The following is an 18241-nucleotide window of genomic DNA, read 5'->3' as shown; positions in this document are numbered from 1 at the left end:
GATCGCCGGGACGCCCTGCCGCATGATCGTGTTCGTCACGGGGTGAATACGGATCTGCGCGCTGTCGGGCACCTGTTTGATACAGACGACGATGTGCATCCCGGTCTCCTCGAAAAATACCGGCCCCGGGGGGCCACGGTTTGCCATGCAGCAAACGGCGTGCCAGCGGATGCCTTGATCGTAGCAGCTTGATTTTCCAAGGGTACTAGCCGGCCGGGCAGGTTTCGGGCAGTTGCGCGAACATGTCGCAATCCCGACACGGGGCCGACATGTGGGGCCGTTTGTCGGGTTCGTTACACCTTTGATACGGGGGTGCCGGAGCCGCTTCCGGGGTGGACAAGCTCTGATTGCCCAGGTTAGGTCTGCTTCGTTCTTTGGGGGAATCGTCATGATGCAGATCTTGCCGTCGCGCCTCATCCTCGGGGGCGCCGCCGCCCTGGCCCTGGCCGCCGGCTGCGCCGGCGCGGCGTTCGCTGGGGACGGCGCGGGGATCTATGTGAAGCTCGACGTCGGCAATGCCTGGACGCGCGACGCCGGGGGTGATTTCGGGCGCGACCTGGGGCAGGGGGCGCTGCTGGGCGGCGCCGTCGGCTACCGCTTCTCGCCGGAGCTGCGCGTGGACCTGGGGGTGACGCGCCGGTTCGGGCTGCGCTACAGCGAGAACGCCGTCGATCCCGACGACGGCACGCGCGGGACCGCCGGCGCGCGGGCGCGCTCGACCGCGCTGATGCTGAACGGCACCTACGCGCCGGTGGCGTTCGGCATCGTACGCCCGTACGTCACGGCCGGCGTCGGCGTAGCGTGGAACCGCATGGACCGGCTGGACATCGCGGTGGACGGCAGCCCGTTGGGCACGCTCGACGGCGGTTCGCGCGCCAACCTGGCGCTGCAGGCGGGGGCGGGCGTCAGCGTCGCGCTGCACCCGGACATCGCCGTCGACGTCGGCTACCGCTACGCCCACCTGGGCCGGGTGCGCACCGGCGACAGCTTCCGCTTCGCGCCGTCGCTGGTGCCGGAACTGGGCGGCGCGGCCGTGTCCGACCCCGACCTGCGGATGAACGGCCGCCTGCGCGCGCACGAACTGGTCGTGTCCGCAGCCTATTCCTTCTGACCGGAGATTCGGGAAACCGCCATGGCCATCGACAAGATCCTGAACGCCCTGTTCGAGCAAGGCATCCGCATCGAGCGGGAACGGGCGCTGATTTTCGGAACGTCCGGCGACGACAATATTCGAAGCATCGAAGACCACTTCACCGTGCGGGGCCTGACCGGGGCCGACCGCATCACCGTGCTGGCGGACAACCAGACGGTCTACGGCGGCGGCGGCGACGACGTCATCGAGCAGGGCCAAGGCCGGTGGGACGGCCGGCTGCGGGCGCACGGCGACAGCGGCAACGACGTGATCAGCGCGGGTGCCGGCGAGGACGTGCTGTCCGGCGGCACCGGCAGCGACACCATCGTGGGCGGTCCCGGTGGCGATGCGATCGTCGGCGGGGAGGGCGACGACCTGCTATACCCGAACCGCGACCGCCAGGGCGGCAGCCGCGCGGACAACGCACCCGATACCATCCAATACAGCCCCGATACGGCGCACGGGAACGACACCATCGTCGGCCTGAACGTGACCGAGGGCGACCGGCTGGCGATCGGCCGGGAATGGCGGATCGACCTCGTCGAGGATGCGAAGGGCTATCTGGTGACGCTGAGCGGCGACGAGGCCGTCTGCACCATCCGGCTGGAGGGCATGACCGGCGGGATCAGCGGGAGCGGCTGGTACGTGCTGATTTGAGGGTGGGGTGTTGGGTTTTCGCTGGCGCTCAACCCAACCTACGGCGCCGTCGTAGGTTGGGTTGAGCGCCAGCGAAAACCCAACGGCAGGCGCCTATCCGACGAACCGCGGGGCGCCCAGCAGCTGGTCGAGGGGCACGAAGCGGTTGGCGGCCTTGGCGGCTTCGTCCTTGTGCACCTTGAAGGTCTTCTCGGCGATGGCGTTCGACACCACGAAGTCGTGGTAGGCGCGCGTCAGATGCAGGCGGTAGCGCTCGGCCAGCGCCTCGTCGTCGTCGATGCGGTCGATGCCCTCGTCGGCGTTCAGGTAGTCGTGGAAGCGCTGCAGGATGTGCAGGCGGTTCACGTGCACGACGCGCTGCTCGTAGGGCACTTCGAGGAAGCGCAGGAAGTCCTCCGCCGTCTCCAGGTCGTCGAGGTCGTCCTTGAAGCTCATTGCAGCATTCCTTCTTTAAGTGCGGCCGGCGGGTGTGCCGTTTCGCAGGCGTCCTGGCCGCAGACGTTGCCGCAGCTGTCGCACACCACACCGGTGAGGGGGGCCAGCTTGAGGGCCTCCTCCGCCGTATGGGCTTCCAGCCGGGCCTCGATGCGGTTGATGTGGTCGATCAGGCAGGCGATCGCCTTGCCGACCGGGTCGGGCATCAGGTGGTGGTCGAGGTCGATGCCGCTCTCGCCCGCGGCGCGGCGGAGCGAGGCGGGCTGCACGATGCGGCCGGGGATGCCGACCACCGTCATGCCGTCCGGCACGTCCTTGGTGACGACCGAGTTCGCACCCACCCGCGCGTTGCTGCCCACCGTGATGGGGCCGAGGATCTTGGCGCCGGAGCCGACCAGCACGCCGTCCTGCAGCGTGGGGTGGCGCTTTCCCTTGTTCCAGCTGGTGCCGCCCAGGGTGACGCCGTGGTAGAGCGTCACGTCGTCGCCGACCTCCGCCGTCTCGCCGATGACGACGCCGGCGCCGTGGTCGATGAAGAAGCGGCGGCCGATGCGCGCACCGGGGTGGATGTCGATGTTGGTGACCGCGCGCGACAGGTAGGCCAGGAAGCGCGCCGCCCACTTGAACCCGCGCCGCCACAGCGCGTGCGAGACGCGGTGCGCGATCAGCGCGTGGACACCGGGGTAGCAGGTCAGCACCTCCCACCGCGTGCGGGCGGCCGGGTCGCGGTCGAACACGCAGGCGACGTCCTCGCGCAGGAGGCGGCCGATGCCGGTGCCTGCGGGCGGGGCGGGGGATGCTGTGACGGCCTGCTGCATGGCGGTGGCCCTCGGTCGGGTCAAGGGGGCGGTTACGGCTGCGGGACGAGGTCGTGCAGGAAGGCGCGCAGCTCGTCCGGCGTCGGCGCGCGCTTGGCGGCCGTGGCGAAGACGCGCACGCGGCCGAGGATGGCGCGGGCGGCGGTGTCGTCCACCTCCTCGCCGATCTGGCTGTAGGCCAGCTTCACGGCCGAGGTGCCAGAGTGCTTGCCCAGCACGATGCGGTGCTCACGCCCCACCTCGGCCGGGTCGAAGTTCTGGTAGGTGCGGCGGTCGCGCAGCAGGCCGTCCACATGGATGCCGGCCTCGTGCGTGAAGACGGCGTCGCCGACGATGGACTTGTTGACCGCCACCGGCCGGTTCGACGCGGCCTCCACCAGGTCGGAGATGGCGCCCAGCGACCGGGTGTCGACGCCGGTCTCCAGGCCGTACAGCACCTTGGCCGACACGACCACCTCTTCCAGCGGCGCGTTGCCGGCGCGCTCGCCCAGGCCGTTGACGGTGGTGTTGACGTGCGTGGCACCGCCCAGCACCGCCGCCAGCGAGTTGGCGTTGGCGAGGCCCAGGTCGTCGTGCGCGTGGATCTCGATCTCCAGGTCGGTGGCGGCGCGCAGCCGTTCGATCGCCGCGCGGGTCTGGAAGGGGTCCAGCACGCCCAGCGTGTCGGCGAAGCGGAAGCGCCGGGCACCGGCCTGCTGCGCCACCGTGGCGGCGGTGATCAGGAAGTCCATGTCGGCGCGGCTCGAGTCCTCGCCGCCCAGGCTGACCTCCAGCCCGGCGTCGCGGGCCTTGCGGATCATGCGGTCGATCTCCGCCAGCGCCCAGTCGCGCGAGCGGCGCAGCTTGCGCGAGATCTGGATGTCCGACACCGGCATGGAGAGGTTGACGAAGCCGACGTTGCAGCTCAACGCCGCCTCCAGGTCGGCGTCGCACATGCGGCACCAGACCATCAGCTTGGATGTGAGGCCCAGGGAGGCGACGGCGCGGATGCCGTCGCGTTCCTCCTCGCCCATGGCGGGGATGCCGATTTCCAGCTCGCCCACCCCGGCGCCGTCGAGGGCGCGGGCGATGGCGATCTTCTCGTCCAGCGTGAAGGCGACGCCGGCCGTCTGCTCGCCGTCGCGCAGGGTGGTGTCGTTGATCGTGACGGAAGCGGTGTTGCGCATGATCCCGAAGCCCCCGCAGGTTGTTACGCGTACGTCGGTTCGAACGCCTTGGGCGCGCCTTCCTGCGACCAGTAGGGCGACAGCTTGCGCAGCCGGTCGATGATGCCCGGCACCACGGCGATGACCGCGTCGATCTCCGCTTCCGTCGTCTCGCGCGACAGGGAGAAGCGGGTGGCGCCGTGCGCGGCGGTGTAGGGCACGCCCATCGCCCGCATCACGTGGCTGGGCTCCAGCGAACCGGACGTGCAGGCCGAACCGGAGGAGGCGGCGATGCCGTGCTCGTTCAGCAGCAGGAGGATCGCCTCGCCCTCGATGTACTCGAAGGCGACGTTGCAGGTGTTGGGCAGGCGGACGTCCGGGTTGCCGGTGACGAAGCAGTTGGGGACCTTCGCCAGCAGCGCCTGCTCCAGCTTGTCGCGCAGCGCGCGGACGCGGGTGTTCTCGTCGGCCATGTGGTGCAGGGCGAGTTCGGCCGCCGCACCCAGCCCGACGATGGCCGGCGCGTTCTCCGTTCCGGCGCGGCGCGAGCGCTCCTGGTGGCCGCCGCGCAGCATGGGGCGGAAGCGGGTGCCGCGCTTGACGTACAGGGCGCCGATGCCCTTGGGCGCGTGCAGCTTGTGGCCGGACAGCGACAGCATATCGATGGCCGAGTCCGCCAGCTTCATCGGGATCTTGCCCACCGCCTGCACCGCGTCGGTGTGGAACAGCGCGCCGACATCCTTCGCCATCACCGCCAGCTCTTCGACCGGGAAGAGGGTGCCGGTCTCGTTGTTGGCCCACATGATGGAGACGATGGCGACGTTTTCCGACAGGGCCGCCTTGTAGGCGTCCATGTCCAGGTTGCCCTTGCCGTCCACGCCGATGCGGTGGACGGTGTAGCCCTTCTTCTTCTCCAGGTAATCGCACAGCGCCAGCACGGCGGGGTGCTCGACCACGCTGGTAACGATTTCGCGCTTCTTGGGGAAGGCCTCCAGGGTGGAGAGGATGGCGGTGTTGTCGCTTTCCGTGCCGCCGGAGGTGAAGACGATCTCGCTGTCGTGCGCGGCGCCCAGAAGGGCCTGCACCTGCTGGCGCGCCCATTCGATCTTGCCGCCCACCGCGGCGCCGAAGCCGTGCATGGAGGAGGGATTGCCGAAGTGCTCGGAAAACAGCGGCAGCATCTCGGCCAGGACCAGCGGGTCGACGCGGGTGGTGGCGTTGTTGTCCAGGTAGATGCCCTTGGTCATTTACGCCTCCACCTTCATGAGCGAGGCGGGCTTGACGCGGACGAACTCGCCCAGCTTCTCCACCAGCTTCATCTGCACGCCCATCATGGTGCCCGCCGACTGCGAGCAGCCGGAACAGGCGCCGCTGAGCCGCACGTAGATGTCCTTGCCGTCGATGTCGACCAGCTCCACGTCGCCGCCGTCCTTCTGGATGGAGGGGCGGATCTCCTCGATCGCCATCATGATGGCCTGCATGCGCTGCACGTTGGTCATCTTCGACGGCGCCGGGGCGGCGGCCTTGGGCTGGAGCGGCTTGATGGCGTCCAGGCCGACGGTGCCGGGGGCGTGCGCCTTGGGCTTGGTGGCGGTCTTCGCCAGCACCGCCTCCAGCACCTCCTCGATCTTCTCGTGGCAGGTCTGGCAGGAACCGCCGGCCTTGGTGTAGTGGGTGACCTCTTCCAGCGTGGTCAGGTTGTTGACGGTCACGGCGCGCTCGATCATCGCGGCGTCGATGCCGAAGCACTTGCAGATCAGCTCGCCTTCCTCGTGGTCGTCTTCCCACGCCTCGCCCTTGAAGTTGGCGATGGCGGCGCGCAGCGCCTCGGCCCCCATGACGGAGCAGTGCATCTTCTCCGGCGGCAGGCCGCCCAGGTAGTCGGCGATGTCGCGGTTGGTGAGCTTCAGCGCCTCGTCCACGGTCTTGCCGATGATCATTTCGGTCAGCGCCGAGGAGGAGGCGATGGCCGAGCCGCAGCCGAAGGTCTGGAAGCGCGCGTCCTCGATCACGTCGGTGTCGGGGTTCACCTTCATCATCAGCTTGAGCGCGTCACCGCAGGTGATCGAGCCGACCTCGCCGACCGCGTTGGCGGTGTCCAGCACGCCCGAGTTCTTCGGGTTGAAGAAGTGTTCCTTGACCTTGTCGGTGTAGTTCCACATGGCGCTCTGCCTTTCCGGGATATCGGCGTGCCCTGGGGGGACTGAAGAGGGGGTGTTTAGTGGGCGGCGGTGCCGCAGCTCGACCCGGCGGTCGAGCCGGGCGCGCAGCTGCCCGACGAGAACGACTTGCCGCAGCCGCAGGAGCCGGTGGCGTTCGGGTTGTCGAACTTGAAGCCGGAGCCTTCGATGCCTTCCACGAAGTCGACGACCACGCCGTCCAGCAGCGGCTGGCTGGCCTCGTCGACGTAGACGAGCACGCTGCCGAACTCGAACACCGCGTCGCCTTCGCCGGCGTCCGCTTCCAGGCCCATCTGGTACTTGTGGCCGGCGCAGCCGCCGTCCGTTACCGCGATGCGCAGCCCCTTGGCCGCGGGAGCGTTGCCGGCCAGGACCCGTTCCAGGGTGGCTACGGCGCTGGGCGTCAGGGTCACCATCTTCGCCATCTCCTTGGCTGGTGAAAATCAGCTGCCCACCGATGAAGCACGTTCCGTGCCAGTCCTTAAGCTGCTGATTCGCAAGGATTGTCATGTTTCGACAAGGGGATTGGCTGACGCCTTCGCGACAAAGGGGCGTGTCGGGTTTTCGACAGATGCGGCGAGATGCCGCAGGGTCTTGCCGCGGCAATACGGCGCACCACTTGCGCCCTTCATGGCGCGAAGACCATAAGTTTTTTGCGGGTATGACGCGGCGCCGGCACGGGGGACTGTATGGAACGACCGATCGAGTTGCGCATTTCCGACGGCCGCATGGCCTTCGGCGACGTGCCGGAGCACATCGACGAGCGGCTGCAGGCGGCGGTGGCCGCGCGCGGCGAACCGCAGCGTTGCGAGGAACTGCTGTGGGAGGCGCACCGGCTGGGGCCGCGCGTGCTGCCGGTGTTCTACGCGCTGTACAAATTCTACTTCAGCAAGCTTCGTCTGAACGACGCCGAGCGCGTGGCGCTGATCGGCCTGGACGCCGCGGCGGCGCAGGGCGGCTACCCGTCCGACTGGCGGGCGCTGGCGCCGGACAGCACGGACTGGGAAGCCTCGGGCACGGCGCGCTTCACGCTGTTCACGCTGAAGGCGCTGGCCTTCATCTCGCTGCGCCGGGGCAACGCGGCGCAGGCCGCGGCCATCCTCGCCAAGTTGGCCGAGATCAACCCGGCCGACCACGTCGGCTGGCGCGTGGTGGAGGCGCTGGCCAGGGACGACGGCGAAGAGGAGTAAGTCCTTAACAAATCGTCTTACCACCTCTGCGGCGGATTGTCGCAGGAGCGCGCCCGCTTGTGGATGAAGCGGACATCCGGGAATCGTCCGGGGCTTTTACACCCGTTGCCCCGTCTGGCTTTTCTCTTTACGCGCGAAGGGGTTAATACCTTCGCGAACACGAAAAGAGCGACTTGTACTCACAATTACCGGTAGTGCCGCGGCCGTGGCGGGGCTTACGCTTCGCCACGATACGTTGAGCATCCGCTCGGCGAAGGCCAAAGCCACGGGGGGTCTCATGGCCAACATCTACGGCACGAACGCCAACAACAGCCTGTATGGCACCAACAGCAACGACGCCATGTACGGCTATGGCGGCAACGATCGCCTTTACGGATACGGCAACGCCGACCGGTTGTACGGCGGCGACGGCAACGACACTCTGGACGGCGGCACGTCCGGCTACGGCGACAGCCTGTGGGGAGGCAATGGCGACGACTGGTATATCGTCTTCAACGGCAACGACCGCGTGTATGAATCCGCGGGCGCCGGGTACGACACCATCGAGGCGCCGGTCAACTTCTCGCTGGCCAGCGCCGCCAACGTGGAAGCCCTGAAGCTGATGGAAGGGCGGGGCGACCTGACCGGCACGGGCGGCAGCGGCAACGACGCGATCACCGGGAACAGCGGGCGCAACCTGCTGGACGGCGGCGGCGGCAACGACCTGCTGCGCGGGATGGGCGGCAACGACACGTTGCGCGGCGCGGCCGGGCGCGACACGGTGTCGGGCGGCGACGGCGCGGACCTGCTGTCCGGTGGCACGGGCGACGACACGCTGGACGGCGGGGCCGGCAACGACCAACTGTGGTACGACGCCGGCGGGCAGGACGTGATGATCGGCGGCGGCGGTACCGACCTGTTCCTGTTCGACCCGACGATCCTGGGGGCCGGCACGCACACGGTGCGGATCCAGGACTTCGACCTGGAGGTCGACCACGTCGGCGCCCGCAACTGGTGGAGCTACGGCTACAGCCTGCAGGACCAGAATGCCAACGTGGTGCTGGAGCTGCAGGACGGCAACGTGTCGGCCGGCGACACCATCATCCGCGTGGAACTGGTGGGCGTGCGCAACATCGACTTCGCCAACGCCATCGAGGCGCACGGCGGCAGCACCTACGGCTGGTTCGACGCGTAAGCCGGTGCAGATATCAACGTTGGGTTGAGCGTCAGCGAAAACCCAACGCCGGACAATTCAAAACGCAAGACGTCGGGTGGAGGGAACGGGCATCCCGGCCCATCGCCGTCCCTCCACCCGCGCCCGCTCTCCCCGGGAGAGGGGAGCCCGTGCGGCGTGGCGGCCTGAAATCAGGCGGCCAGCGCCTTGTGGGTGATACAGCTCTTCGAGCAGACCTTGGCGCAGCTCTCGCAGCCGATGCAGTTGGCGGCACCCTTGACGCTCATCACCTTCTTCTCGGCCTCGTCGTCGAAGGCGTCAACGATGTCGCCGTCCTCGGTGATGCCGATCAGCTCCAGGACGTCGCGGCCGCAGACCTTGAAGCAGCGGCCGCAGCCGATGCACTGCTTCTGGTCGATGCTCTCCACGTACTTGGGCGTCCAGGCGGTGCCGCCGCGGGTCAATCCGGTCACGTAAACGGTCATGCTCTGCTCCCGATGCTCAGGGTTGGTGGGTGGGTCACGCCCCGAGCGCCTTGAGCGCGGCGCGCTTCTCGGTCAGCTCCTTGTAGGCGTCGTAGGTCTCGCGCGCGACGTCGAGGATGCGTTCCCAGTTGACGGGCAGCTCCTCCGACAGGTCGTGCAGGTCCATCTTCTTCGCCGTGGCGCGGGCGTTGAGCTTCTTGATCTCGTCCTTCAGGGCGTCGGCTTCGCTCATGTCGGGTTCCTCACAGCTCCGCCACGACGCGGTGCTTCTCGATCAGGGCCACGGCGTCGCGCACCAGCTTGGCGCCGTCGGCGACCAGCTTGTCCTGGGACGGGAAGCCGAAGCGGTGCACGTCGCGCAGGTGCTTCGACACCACCACCAGGCGGCCGGCGATCAGCACGATGCGGCCGAAGCCCTCGTGGCTCATCTTCAGCATCGGCGTCGCCATCAGGCCGGTCAGCTTCTCGATCGTGATGCCGACGGCCTTGTAGAAAAGCTCCAGCCGCCACAGCGTGTCCGGGTCCGGATCGCCGATGATCGGCATGGCGGCGCGCGCCTCCTTGTCGAGGATGAAGGGAGCGAGCAGCACCTCGTCGCTCTTGCCCTCCCAGGCGCCGTAGCTGTCCTCGGCGCGGAACAGCAGGACGAGATTCTTCAGGAACTGCTCTTCGAGATCATCCGCGACGGTCACGTCGGCCATGTCTGCGGCCATGTCTCACTCCTCCTCGTCTGCGAAATCGAAGGTCTGCGGCTCGCCCTTGCTCAGCGCCTTGCGCAGCCAGGGGGGCGGGTTGCCGTTGATGGTGACGATCAGGCGGTCGAGCAGCGTGGTGATGGATTCCGTCGCCTCGACCTTCACCGGATGGATCTTCTTGGCCACGACGCGCGCCGCGGCCGAAGCGCCGATCGCCGACAGGTAGACGATGGCGCAGTCGCTCAAGGCTTCCAGCTTCGGGACCAGCTTGTCCTCGTTGCCGTCCTCGAACATCGAGCCGCCGAACTGGCAGGTCTCCACCATCTTGTAGCCGGCGTTGTCGACCTCGTAGATCGCGATGTTCTTCGCCCAGCCGAAGTGGGCGTCGACGTGCTGCATGTCCTGCGTGCAGAAGGCTACCTTCATCGATCCTCCTCGGGGGGCTGGCGCCCCGTCATCCACGAGCCTCAGACGGCGCTGCATCCGCATCCGCCACCTCCGCACGCGTGGCCGTGCTCGTGCGCATGGCCATGGTCGTGCCCGTGCTCATGTCCGTCGTGGTCCGTCTCGCGGGCCAGGAACAGGTTGCCGATCTCGAACACCAGGTCGCGCGTGCCGCGGTAGCCGACCGCAACCTTCATCCCGGCGCCCAGCCGGTCGAACTGCGGCAGGCCCATGCGGTGCAGCTGGATGCCCAGCCGCGCCGCCCCCTGGCGGCCGTGCGAGTTGGAGATGATCAGGTCGGCGTCACGCGCCACCGCCTCGACGTCGGAGTGATCGCCGACCATGATGGTGCCGGCCTTCACCTTCTCCAGCACCGGCGCCTGGGTGGGCGACACGGCGGCCATGACGATGGCGCCCATGTCGTTTAGGAAGCCGGTCACGGCGTACAGCAGGTCCGGCTCCAGCGCCACGGCGATGCGCTTGCGGGAGAAGTAGAAGTGGCCGTCGAGCATGGCGTCGACGAGGCTCTCGCGCTGGCGCCGGATGCGCGCCGGCACCGGGCGCTTCGACACGTCGGCCAGCGTCTTGACGAAGCGGTCGGTGGTCTCCAGCCCGGTCAGCCGGTCGAAGAACACGGTCGGCACGTCGGTCTTCAGCTCCAGCGCCGCGGCGGCGCGGCGCATGTGCTCGCCGAACACCAGCGTGACCTCGGAGGCACCCATGTCGCGCACCTGGTCGATGGTGGTGCCGCCCAGCGAGGTGGCGGTGAACTCGGTCGGCTGGCGGCCGCACATGGACAGCGACAGGTCGGGCAGGACGATGGGCGTCAGGCCGAAGCTCTCGATCAGGTCGCGGATCTCCTCCACGTCGCCGGGGGAGAGCTGGCAGCCGGCCAGCACGTTGACCTGTCCGCGCCGGGTCTGCGCGGCGGGCTGGGCGAACTGCTCGACGATGCCGGTGACCGCGCTGGCGAAACCGTCCTCGAAGCCGCCGATGAAGTCGGGCGTGCTGGCGAACACCAGCCCCATGTCGTCGAGGCCCGGGTTGCGCTGGCGGAAGGTTCTGTAATGGCCGGCGAGGTCCTCGCCCTTGGTCTCGGTAACGCCGGTGGTGCAGACGCCGATGAGGGCGGGCTTCATCCGCTCGTGGATGTTGCGGATCGCCTCTTCCAGGTTCTCGTAACCGCCGAGGATGGTGGAGACCTGGTCCATGGCGGTGGTCTGCAGCGGGATCGCCTCGCGGAAGTGGCGGACCAGCAGGACGAGGCCGAAGGCGGTGCAGCCCTGGGACCCGTGGAACAGCGGCAGGCAGCGGTCCATGCCGAGGAAGGCGAGGGCCGCGCCGATCGGCTGGCTCATCTTCAGCGGGTTGGTGGACGCGGCCTTGGAAGAGGTGGGGAAGCGTGCGGCGTGCGACATGGGGCGGCCCTCCTCGTTCTTCCTCAAAGGGACGCTTCCCAGGGAGCCGGCAGGCGAACCTGCCGCCAGATGGGGTTGGACAGCGTCTTGTCGATCTCCTCGCAGAGATTGACGATGCCGTCGTAGCCGGCGTAGGCGTGGTGGCGTTCCTGGTTGATGTCCAGCCACGGCACCTTGGCCTTCAGCGAGATGAACTGCGAGCGCCCGCCGGAGAGCATGATGTCGGCCTCCGACTCCCGCAGCATGCGATACATCTCCTTGGGCTTGAGGTCGTCCCACATGTGGAACTCCTCGCCCTTCTTCTTCTTGATGCGGTCCTTGTCTTCCCGGGTCGACTTCTTGGTGGAGGTGCCGACGATGGTCAACCCGGCCTCCTCCAGTGCGGTGACCATGGACCAGCTCTTGACGCCGCCGGTGAACAGCAGCACCCGCTTGCCGTCGAAGCGCGGCTTGTAGGGTTCCAGGCGGCGCTTCACGCGCGCCTCTTCCCGCGCGATGACGCCTTCGGCGCGGTCCATCAGCGAGGCCGGCGCCCCGCGCTCCACCAGCATGGCGGCCATGGTGCGCAGCGTGTCGGTGGTGTCGGTGACGCCGTAGAACGACCCCTCGAAGTAGGGGATGCCCCAGCGCTCCTGCATCTTGCGCCCGACGTTCACCAGCGCCTGGGAGCACACCACCATGGTGAGGCGCGCGCGGTGCGCCTGCGCCACCTCGTTGTAGCGGCCGTCGCCGGAGATGCAGGACAGGATGCGGATGCCGATCTCGTCGAGCAGCGGCTTCACCTGCCACAGCTCGCCGGCCAGATTGTATTCGCCGACGATGCAGAGGTCGGTGGAGGTGGTCATTTCCGGCTCGACCGTGCCGATGACGTGGTCGAGCAGCGTCTCGCCGGCCAGCTTGTTGCCCAGGTTCTTGGAGCCCACGAAGCCCGGCGCCATCACCGGGATGACCGGCTTGCGCAGCTTCTGCGCGGCGAACTTGCAGACCGCCTCGATGTCGTCGCCGATCATCGCCGGCACGCAGGTCTGGTACACGAAGACGGCCGGCGGGTCGTACTGCTGCACGATCTCCTTGATCGCCTTGTACAGCTTCTTCTCGCCGCCGTGGACGATGTCCAGCTCCGACAGGTCGGTGGTGAAGCCCGTGCGGTAGAGCTGCGAGCCCGACGACCGGGTGCCGCGGTTGTCCCACGAGTTGCCCAGGCAGGCGATGGGGCCGTGCACGAGGTGGGCGACGTCGGCGATGGGCTGGAGCGCGATCATCGCGCCGTCGTAGGCGCAGCCGCCGGCGGCGGCACCGGGCTTCAGCGCCTTGGTGCAGCCCTTCTTGCGCTCCTTCTCCGACTTGCCCTGGTTGGTCGCGCAACCGGGCTCGTTGAAGACGTCCTGGATCTTTTCCTGGAGCATGGGCTTGCCTCCTCGTGGCTGGCCCATAGGGATATGCACGGGGTGTGCCAGTCGGAGTGTCGGCGGTAAGTTGTTGATTCGTATTGATTTGTCGTGTGTCGGGCGCGTGTGCGATTGCTGACAATGGCCGGGCGGCGTGTCGGGTGTCGCACAGCCGACGGAGATCGGGCGCGCTTGTGCGGGTGGATGGATATTCTCTGGATTGGCGAGTGTGGATTGCGCTGCTATGTCCGTTGGTGCGGCAAACGAAGCCGGCAAAGCCGCTGCCGGCATGACGGGGGAACCACCATGACGACGCGCACCGAACCGGACGCCGAAACGGCCGCCGCACCGGACTCCCGCCAATGGGCGTGGCTGGCCGACACCTATTGGTACGTGCCGGAAGCGTATCTGCCGGCGATCCGCCAGACGAACCTGCGCGACGCGCGCACCACGACGGTGAAAGACCAGACGGTGTGGTGGATCGAGCGCTTCGAGAACGGCTACCTGACCGGCCGGACGGCGATCAGCACCGACGGCGGGGACTTCACCTATTACACGCTGCTCGGCTCCGTCACGCCGGATGGCGCGGTGCTGCTGAGCTTCAGCCCGGAGGATGCCAGCGTGACGAGCGCCACGGACGCGCCGGTGACCGGTTCCGGGCGCATGGTGCGCTTCCAGGGCACCTGGGCCTTCCTGATGCAGATGATCAGCGGCGCGAACGCCGTCGCCATGGCCCACTGGGCCTACATGGTCCAGGCCACCCCGGACAGCGAGGCCTGGACCAGTCTGCCCGGCGTGCCGGAGGTGGGGGCAGGGGACGTGTTTCCGTGAAGGGGCGGGGCCGTAGGTTGGGTTGAGCCGCAGGCGAAAACCCAACATGTCTGCTGTGCGAGCAACGTTGGGTTTTCGCCGACGCTCAACCCAACTTACGAAAAAAGAAAGGAGGGCGCGTTGCCGCGCCCTCCAGTCCCTGCTCCGAAACGCTGAGGTCGATCAGCGGATCAGGTCGAACGAGTAGTCGGTCTTGCCGACCTCGTTGGTCGTGGCGTCCATGTCCTCGAAGATGCGGTCGAGGATGCGGACCAGCACGTTCAACGCGCCCTGGTAGCCCCAGGTCGGGTAACGGTGGTGGTGGTGACGGTCGAAGACCGGGTAGGTCAGGCGGATGAGCGGGATCTTGGTGTCACGCTCCAGGTACTTGCCGTAGCTGTTGCCGATGATGTAGTCGACCTTGTCGGTGAACAGCAGCGAGCGCAGGTGCCAGAGGTCCTTGCCGCCGTAGGCCTTGCCGTCCTTGCCGAACGGCGAGCCGTCGAGCGTCTTCTGGACCTGCTTCTCCCACTTCTTCGAACCCGAGGTGGAGAGGATGTGCACCGGCTCCGCACCCAGCTCCAGCAGGAAGCGGGTCATGCCCAGGCAGAAGTCCGGGTCGCCGTAGATGGCGAAGCGCTTGCCGTGCAGGTGGGCGTGGCTGTCCGAGAAGGCGTCGACCAGACGGCCGCGCTCCAGCTTCAGGGCCTCCGGGATCGGCTTGCCGGTCAGCTCCGACAGCTTCACCAGGAGTTCGTCCGTGGCGGCGATGCCCATCGGATAGTTGAACTTGGCGACCTCCTGGCCCTTCTCCTTGCAGAACTGCAGGGTCTGGGTGGTGTTGTACTCCTGGAGGGAGATGGTGGCCTTGGCGTGCAGCGCCGCCTTGGTCTCCTCCAGCGTGGTGCCGCCGTCGTACATGCGGTACTCGCCGTCCGCCGGGGTGTCGAACACGTCCGACACATCCGACAGGATGCGGCCCGTGATGCCGAAGAGGTCGAAGATCCGCTTCAACTCGCGGTTGTTGCCGACGGCGTAGCCGTCGAAGCCGCCGATCAGGTTGATGCTCTCGTCCTTCGGGGTGTCGAAGTTCTCGGCCTTGTCCCAGAAGTGCGAGAGGATGCCCTTCATCATGTTGTCGTAGCCGACGATGTGGCTGCCGACGAAGGCGGGCGTGTGGGCATGCGGGACCGGGAAGTCCTGCGGCACGCTCTCCTTGTTCTTCGCGTTGGTGATGAAGCCGGCGAGGTCGTCGCCGATGACTTCCGCCATGCAGGTGGTCAGCACGGCGATCATCTTCGGCTTGTAGAGCGTGTAGGCGTTCGCCAGGCCGTCGATCATGTTGTTCAGGCCGCCGAACACCGCCGCGTCCTCGGTCATCGACGAGGAGACCGCGCTGTTCGGCTCCTTGAAGTGACGGGTGAGGTGCGTGCGGTAGTAGGCCACGCAGCCCTGCGAGCCGTGCACGAAGGGCAGGGTGCCTTCAAAGCCCTGGGCGGCGAACATGGCGCCGATCGGCTGGCAGGCCTTGGTCGGGTTGATGACCACGGCCTCACGGGCGAAGTTCTTCGCCTTGTAGTCCTCGGACTTCGTCCATTCGGAGACTTCGGCGACCTTCTCGTCCGAGTGGCCGTACTCGAACTCGGCCTTCTTGCGCTCGAACAGCGCCTTGTACTCGGGCTGGCGGAACAGCGTGAAGTGGTCGAGGACCTTGTCCGCGTCCTGGGAAACAGGGAACGTCATGATGGGATACTCCTATTTCCTGGCGGATTACTCGGCCGCGGCCGGCTTGGCGTCCCACGGGGCCTTGAAGAAGCCCCAGACGGGATTGTTGATCGCCATGTCCATGTCGCGGGCGAAGATCGCGAAACCGTCGTAGCCGTGGTACGGGCCCGAGTAGTCCCACGAGTGCATCTGCCGGAACGGCAGGCCCATCTTCTGGAAGACGTACTTTTCCTTGATGCCCGAGGCGACCAGGTCGGGGCGGATCGCTTCGACGAACTTCTCCAGCTCGTAGGCCGTGACGTCGTCGTAGATCAGCGTGCCTTCCTTTACGTAGTGGTTGGTGCGCTGGTAGTCGTCGTTGTGGGCGAACTCGTAGCCCGTGCCGACGATCTCCATGCCCAGGTCGTGGTAGGCGTCGACCACGTGGCGCGGACGCAGGCCGCCGACGTAGATCATGACCTTCTTGCCTTCCAGCCGCGACTTGTACTTGGCCAGGACGGCATCGACCATCGGCTGGTACTTGGCGATCACCTTCTCCGCGTTCTCCTTGATCTTGTCGTCAAAGAGAGCGGCGATCTTGCGCAGCGACTCGGCGATCTGCGACGGGCCGAAGAAGTTGTACTCCATCCAGGGGATGTTGTACTTCTCTTCCATGTGACGCGCGATGTAGTTCATCGAGCGGTAACAGTGGATCAGGTTGACCTTGGCCTTCGGCGTGTTCTCCAGCTCGGCGAGCGTGCCGTCGCCCGACCACTGGGCGATCACGCGCAGGCCGATCTCTTCCAGCAGGATGCGCGAGGCCCAGGCGTCGCCGCCGATGTTGTAGTCACCGATGATGGTGACGTCGTACGGGGTGGCCACGAAGTCCGACTTCGGCTCCGTCTTCTCGAACACCCAGTCCCGGATGCAGTCGTTGGCGATGTGGTGGCCCAGCGACTGCGAGACGCCGCGGAAGCCTTCGCAACGCACGGGGATGATCGGCTTGCCGATTTCCGCCGACTTGTTGCGGGCGACCGCCTCGATGTCGTCGCCGATGAGGCCGATCGGGCACTCCGACTGGATCGAGATGCCGTTCACCAGCGGGAACAGCTCGTTGATCTCGTCGATCACCTTGCCCAGCTTCTTGTCGCCGCCGAAGACGATGTCCTTCTCCTGGAAGTCGGAGGTGAAGTGCATCGTGCCCCAGCTGTCCACGCCGGTGTCGCCGACGTAGTAGTTGCGGCGACCGGACCACGAATAGTAGCCGCAGCCGACCGGGCCGTGGGAGATGTGGATCATGTCCTTGATCGGGCCCCACACCACGCCCTTCGAACCGGCGTAGGCGCAGCCACGGATGGTCATCACGCCCGGGATGGACTTGATGTTGGACTTGACGCCGCAATCCTTGGCCTCGGCCTCCAGCACGTTGATGTGCTTGGCGCGGCGCTTGCGCGACTTTTCGGGATAGGCTTCGAGAACACTGTCGACGATGCCCTTGACGTCGACACCTTCGTTCACGGACAGGCTCATGGCCAGCTCCTGGTCAATCTCGTTTTCCGCGCCGCTACAGCGCGGGACCGGACCCCCTCTCTCCCACCCCGGTGTCGAAGCCGGGGTGGGCCGGGGAGGGGGCCAGTGAAGTACTGAAGGCCCCTGGAGATCAGGCCTTGGCCGCTTCCTTGGCCTGCAGCTCGGCCAGCGCCTGCTCGTCCGACTTCATGATGCCGAAGTCCATCAGCATCTGCTCCAGCTCTTCCATGGTGATCGGGGTCGGGATGGTGCCCTTGCCCTTGTTCGCATGGACCTTGTTGGCGAGCTGGCGGTACTCGTCGGCCTGCTTGCTGTCCGGCGCGTACTCGATGACCGTCATGCGGCGCAGCTCGGCGTGCTGCACGATGTTGTCGCGCGGCACGAAGTGGATCAGCTGCGAACCCAGGCGGGCGGCCAGCGCCTCGGCCAGCTCCAGCTCCTTGTCGGTCTTGCGCTCGTTGCAGATCAGGCCGCCCAGGCGCACGCCGCCGCTGTTGGCGTACTTCAGGATGCCCTTGGCGATGTTGTTGGCGGCGTACAGCGCCATCATCTCACCGGACATGACGATGTAGATTTCCTGGGCCTTGTTCTCGCGGATCGGCATGGCGAAGCCGCCGCACACCACGTCGCCCAGCACGTCGTAGGAGACGTAGTCGACGTCGTCGTAGGCGCCGTTCTCTTCCAGGAAGTTGATCGAGGTGATGACGCCGCGGCCGGCGCAGCCGACGCCCGGCTCCGGACCGCCGGACTCGACGCACTTGATGCCCTTGTAGCCGATCTTCAGAACGTCCTCGAGCTCCAGGTCCTCGACCGAGCCGGCTTCGGCGGCGAGGTGCAGCACGGTGTCCTGGGCCTTGGCGTGCAGGATCAGGCGGGTCGAGTCGGCCTTCGGGTCGCAGCCGACGATCAGGATCCGCTGGTCCAGCTCGACGAGAGCGGCCAGGGTGTTCTGGGACGTGGTCGACTTACCGATGCCGCCCTTACCGTAGAAAGCGATCTGGCGAAGGCTCATGAGGGTCGCTCCTTTGCTTTGAAGGGTCCGTTGTCTCGTCGCGGC

The 18241-nt window shown here is 67.1% G+C and carries 20 protein-coding genes and 1 pseudogene; 5 read left to right on the top strand and 16 right to left on the bottom strand.

Features of this window, described 5'->3' with window-relative positions:
- Positions 1 to 99 (bottom strand): annotated as a pseudogene (locus tag VD964_RS28980) (nitrogen fixation protein FixA); the annotation flags it as partial.
- 289 nt (positions 100 to 388) lie between these two features.
- Here VD964_RS28980 and VD964_RS28975 point away from each other — a divergent pair.
- Positions 389 to 1111 carry a porin family protein gene (locus VD964_RS28975; protein ID WP_324871898.1) on the top strand — a complete coding sequence of 241 codons (723 nt, stop codon included), beginning with the start codon at positions 389 to 391 and terminating at the stop codon, positions 1109 to 1111.
- A gap of 21 nt (positions 1112 to 1132) precedes the next feature.
- The gene (locus VD964_RS28970) at positions 1133 to 1789 is read left to right on the top strand and encodes a hypothetical protein (RefSeq protein ID WP_324871897.1); all 657 of its coding nucleotides are present in this window, start codon (positions 1133 to 1135) and stop codon (positions 1787 to 1789) included.
- A gap of 93 nt (positions 1790 to 1882) precedes the next feature.
- On the opposite strand, the gene nifW is transcribed toward VD964_RS28970, so the two are convergent.
- Genes nifW through VD964_RS28940 form a run of 6 tightly spaced genes read right to left on the bottom strand, consistent with a single transcriptional unit; the run spans position 1883 to position 6783 of the window.
- A complete protein-coding gene (nifW, locus tag VD964_RS28965) occupies positions 1883 to 2224 on the bottom strand; it encodes a nitrogenase-stabilizing/protective protein NifW (protein ID WP_324871896.1) in 342 nt (113 codons plus the stop codon).
- Positions 2221 to 3042 carry a serine O-acetyltransferase gene (gene cysE / locus VD964_RS28960; protein ID WP_324871895.1) on the bottom strand — a complete coding sequence of 274 codons (822 nt, stop codon included), beginning with the start codon at positions 3040 to 3042 and terminating at the stop codon, positions 2221 to 2223. The genes nifW and cysE overlap by 4 nt, the downstream gene beginning before the upstream one ends.
- Before the next feature lie 32 nt (positions 3043 to 3074).
- The gene (nifV, locus tag VD964_RS28955; RefSeq protein WP_324871894.1) at positions 3075 to 4208 is read right to left on the bottom strand and encodes a homocitrate synthase; all 1134 of its coding nucleotides are present in this window, start codon (positions 4206 to 4208) and stop codon (positions 3075 to 3077) included.
- A gap of 23 nt (positions 4209 to 4231) precedes the next feature.
- Positions 4232 to 5434, bottom strand: coding sequence for a cysteine desulfurase NifS (gene nifS / locus VD964_RS28950; RefSeq protein ID WP_324871893.1), 1203 nt, complete (start codon positions 5432 to 5434; stop codon positions 4232 to 4234).
- Complete coding sequence (gene nifU, locus VD964_RS28945) at positions 5435 to 6349, bottom strand: Fe-S cluster assembly protein NifU (protein ID WP_324871892.1); 915 nt, start codon at positions 6347 to 6349, stop codon at positions 5435 to 5437.
- A gap of 56 nt (positions 6350 to 6405) precedes the next feature.
- Positions 6406 to 6783 carry an iron-sulfur cluster assembly accessory protein gene (locus VD964_RS28940; RefSeq protein ID WP_324871891.1) on the bottom strand — a complete coding sequence of 126 codons (378 nt, stop codon included), beginning with the start codon at positions 6781 to 6783 and terminating at the stop codon, positions 6406 to 6408.
- Between the two features lie 273 nt (positions 6784 to 7056).
- Here VD964_RS28940 and VD964_RS28935 point away from each other — a divergent pair, with 273 nt between their 5' ends.
- Both VD964_RS28935 and VD964_RS28930 read left to right on the top strand, forming a co-directional pair.
- Positions 7057 to 7557 (top strand): hypothetical protein, encoded by a 501-nt coding sequence (locus VD964_RS28935; protein ID WP_324871890.1) that lies wholly within the window; start codon positions 7057 to 7059, stop codon positions 7555 to 7557.
- 277 nt (positions 7558 to 7834) lie between these two features.
- Complete coding sequence (locus tag VD964_RS28930) at positions 7835 to 8731, top strand: calcium-binding protein (protein WP_324871889.1); 897 nt, start codon at positions 7835 to 7837, stop codon at positions 8729 to 8731.
- 170 nt (positions 8732 to 8901) lie between these two features.
- On the opposite strand, the gene fdxB is transcribed toward VD964_RS28930, so the two are convergent.
- Genes fdxB through nifE form a run of 6 tightly spaced genes read right to left on the bottom strand, consistent with a single transcriptional unit; the run spans position 8902 to position 13158 of the window.
- Positions 8902 to 9195, bottom strand: a complete 294-nt coding sequence (gene fdxB, locus VD964_RS28925) for a ferredoxin III, nif-specific (protein WP_324871888.1) — start codon at positions 9193 to 9195, stop codon at positions 8902 to 8904.
- Positions 9196 to 9229: 34 nt separating this feature from the next.
- Entirely contained in the window at positions 9230 to 9427 is a 198-nt protein-coding gene (locus VD964_RS28920) for a CCE_0567 family metalloprotein (RefSeq protein WP_324871887.1), read from the bottom strand.
- Positions 9428 to 9437: 10 nt separating this feature from the next.
- A complete protein-coding gene (locus tag VD964_RS28915; protein ID WP_324871886.1) occupies positions 9438 to 9908 on the bottom strand; it encodes a NifX-associated nitrogen fixation protein in 471 nt (156 codons plus the stop codon).
- Positions 9909 to 9911: 3 nt separating this feature from the next.
- Positions 9912 to 10316, bottom strand: a complete 405-nt coding sequence (gene nifX, locus VD964_RS28910) for a nitrogen fixation protein NifX (protein WP_324871885.1) — start codon at positions 10314 to 10316, stop codon at positions 9912 to 9914.
- A 41-nt stretch (positions 10317 to 10357) separates the two neighbouring features.
- The gene (gene nifN / locus VD964_RS28905; RefSeq protein WP_324871884.1) at positions 10358 to 11752 is read right to left on the bottom strand and encodes a nitrogenase iron-molybdenum cofactor biosynthesis protein NifN; all 1395 of its coding nucleotides are present in this window, start codon (positions 11750 to 11752) and stop codon (positions 10358 to 10360) included.
- Positions 11753 to 11775: 23 nt separating this feature from the next.
- A complete protein-coding gene (nifE, locus tag VD964_RS28900; RefSeq protein ID WP_324871883.1) occupies positions 11776 to 13158 on the bottom strand; it encodes a nitrogenase iron-molybdenum cofactor biosynthesis protein NifE in 1383 nt (460 codons plus the stop codon).
- 288 nt (positions 13159 to 13446) lie between these two features.
- On the opposite strand from nifE, the gene VD964_RS28895 reads away from it, so the two are divergent.
- Positions 13447 to 13971 carry a hypothetical protein gene (locus tag VD964_RS28895; protein WP_324871882.1) on the top strand — a complete coding sequence of 175 codons (525 nt, stop codon included), beginning with the start codon at positions 13447 to 13449 and terminating at the stop codon, positions 13969 to 13971.
- Positions 13972 to 14133: 162 nt separating this feature from the next.
- Here the strand turns inward: VD964_RS28895 and nifK are convergent, their stop codons facing one another.
- The 3 genes from nifK to nifH all read right to left on the bottom strand — a co-directional run bounded on the left by nifK (position 14134) and on the right by nifH (position 18196).
- Complete coding sequence (nifK, locus tag VD964_RS28890; RefSeq protein ID WP_324871881.1) at positions 14134 to 15693, bottom strand: nitrogenase molybdenum-iron protein subunit beta; 1560 nt, start codon at positions 15691 to 15693, stop codon at positions 14134 to 14136.
- 27 nt (positions 15694 to 15720) lie between these two features.
- Positions 15721 to 17184, bottom strand: a complete 1464-nt coding sequence (gene nifD / locus VD964_RS28885; protein WP_324871880.1) for a nitrogenase molybdenum-iron protein alpha chain — start codon at positions 17182 to 17184, stop codon at positions 15721 to 15723.
- Positions 17185 to 17314: 130 nt separating this feature from the next.
- Positions 17315 to 18196: a nitrogenase iron protein gene (gene nifH / locus VD964_RS28880; protein WP_324871879.1), complete on the bottom strand. Its 882-nt coding sequence runs from the start codon at positions 18194 to 18196 to the stop codon at positions 17315 to 17317.
- Positions 18197 to 18241 lie beyond the last annotated feature (45 nt).

Source organism: Azospirillum sp., from assembly GCF_035628975.1.
GTDB lineage: Bacteria > Pseudomonadota > Alphaproteobacteria > Azospirillales > Azospirillaceae > Azospirillum.
The sequence above is the reverse complement of the archived record's forward strand: the minus strand, read 5'-3'. Positions and strand labels throughout refer to the sequence as shown.

What these genes read in the sequence shown, in the direction of transcription:
- VD964_RS28920 (WP_324871887.1), bottom strand. Translation starts at nt 9,427, where the DNA reads ATGAGCGAAGCCGACGCCCTGAAGGACGAGATCAAGAAGCTCAACGCC.
- VD964_RS28935 (WP_324871890.1), top strand. Translation starts at nt 7,057, where the DNA reads ATGGAACGACCGATCGAGTTGCGCATTTCCGACGGCCGCATGGCCTTC.
- VD964_RS28940 (WP_324871891.1), bottom strand. Translation starts at nt 6,783, where the DNA reads ATGGTGACCCTGACGCCCAGCGCCGTAGCCACCCTGGAACGGGTCCTG.
- fdxB (WP_324871888.1), bottom strand. Translation starts at nt 9,195, where the DNA reads ATGACCGTTTACGTGACCGGATTGACCCGCGGCGGCACCGCCTGGACG.
- VD964_RS28970 (WP_324871897.1), top strand. Translation starts at nt 1,133, where the DNA reads ATGGCCATCGACAAGATCCTGAACGCCCTGTTCGAGCAAGGCATCCGC.
- nifV (WP_324871894.1), bottom strand. Translation starts at nt 4,208, where the DNA reads ATGCGCAACACCGCTTCCGTCACGATCAACGACACCACCCTGCGCGAC.
- cysE (WP_324871895.1), bottom strand. Translation starts at nt 3,042, where the DNA reads ATGCAGCAGGCCGTCACAGCATCCCCCGCCCCGCCCGCAGGCACCGGC.
- VD964_RS28930 (WP_324871889.1), top strand. Translation starts at nt 7,835, where the DNA reads ATGGCCAACATCTACGGCACGAACGCCAACAACAGCCTGTATGGCACC.
- nifD (WP_324871880.1), bottom strand. Translation starts at nt 17,184, where the DNA reads ATGAGCCTGTCCGTGAACGAAGGTGTCGACGTCAAGGGCATCGTCGAC.
- VD964_RS28975 (WP_324871898.1), top strand. Translation starts at nt 389, where the DNA reads ATGATGCAGATCTTGCCGTCGCGCCTCATCCTCGGGGGCGCCGCCGCC.
- nifN (WP_324871884.1), bottom strand. Translation starts at nt 11,752, where the DNA reads ATGTCGCACGCCGCACGCTTCCCCACCTCTTCCAAGGCCGCGTCCACC.
- nifX (WP_324871885.1), bottom strand. Translation starts at nt 10,316, where the DNA reads ATGAAGGTAGCCTTCTGCACGCAGGACATGCAGCACGTCGACGCCCAC.
- VD964_RS28895 (WP_324871882.1), top strand. Translation starts at nt 13,447, where the DNA reads ATGACGACGCGCACCGAACCGGACGCCGAAACGGCCGCCGCACCGGAC.
- nifE (WP_324871883.1), bottom strand. Translation starts at nt 13,158, where the DNA reads ATGCTCCAGGAAAAGATCCAGGACGTCTTCAACGAGCCCGGTTGCGCG.
- nifU (WP_324871892.1), bottom strand. Translation starts at nt 6,349, where the DNA reads ATGTGGAACTACACCGACAAGGTCAAGGAACACTTCTTCAACCCGAAG.
- nifK (WP_324871881.1), bottom strand. Translation starts at nt 15,693, where the DNA reads ATGACGTTCCCTGTTTCCCAGGACGCGGACAAGGTCCTCGACCACTTC.
- nifW (WP_324871896.1), bottom strand. Translation starts at nt 2,224, where the DNA reads ATGAGCTTCAAGGACGACCTCGACGACCTGGAGACGGCGGAGGACTTC.
- nifH (WP_324871879.1), bottom strand. Translation starts at nt 18,196, where the DNA reads ATGAGCCTTCGCCAGATCGCTTTCTACGGTAAGGGCGGCATCGGTAAG.
- VD964_RS28915 (WP_324871886.1), bottom strand. Translation starts at nt 9,908, where the DNA reads ATGGCCGCAGACATGGCCGACGTGACCGTCGCGGATGATCTCGAAGAG.
- nifS (WP_324871893.1), bottom strand. Translation starts at nt 5,434, where the DNA reads ATGACCAAGGGCATCTACCTGGACAACAACGCCACCACCCGCGTCGAC.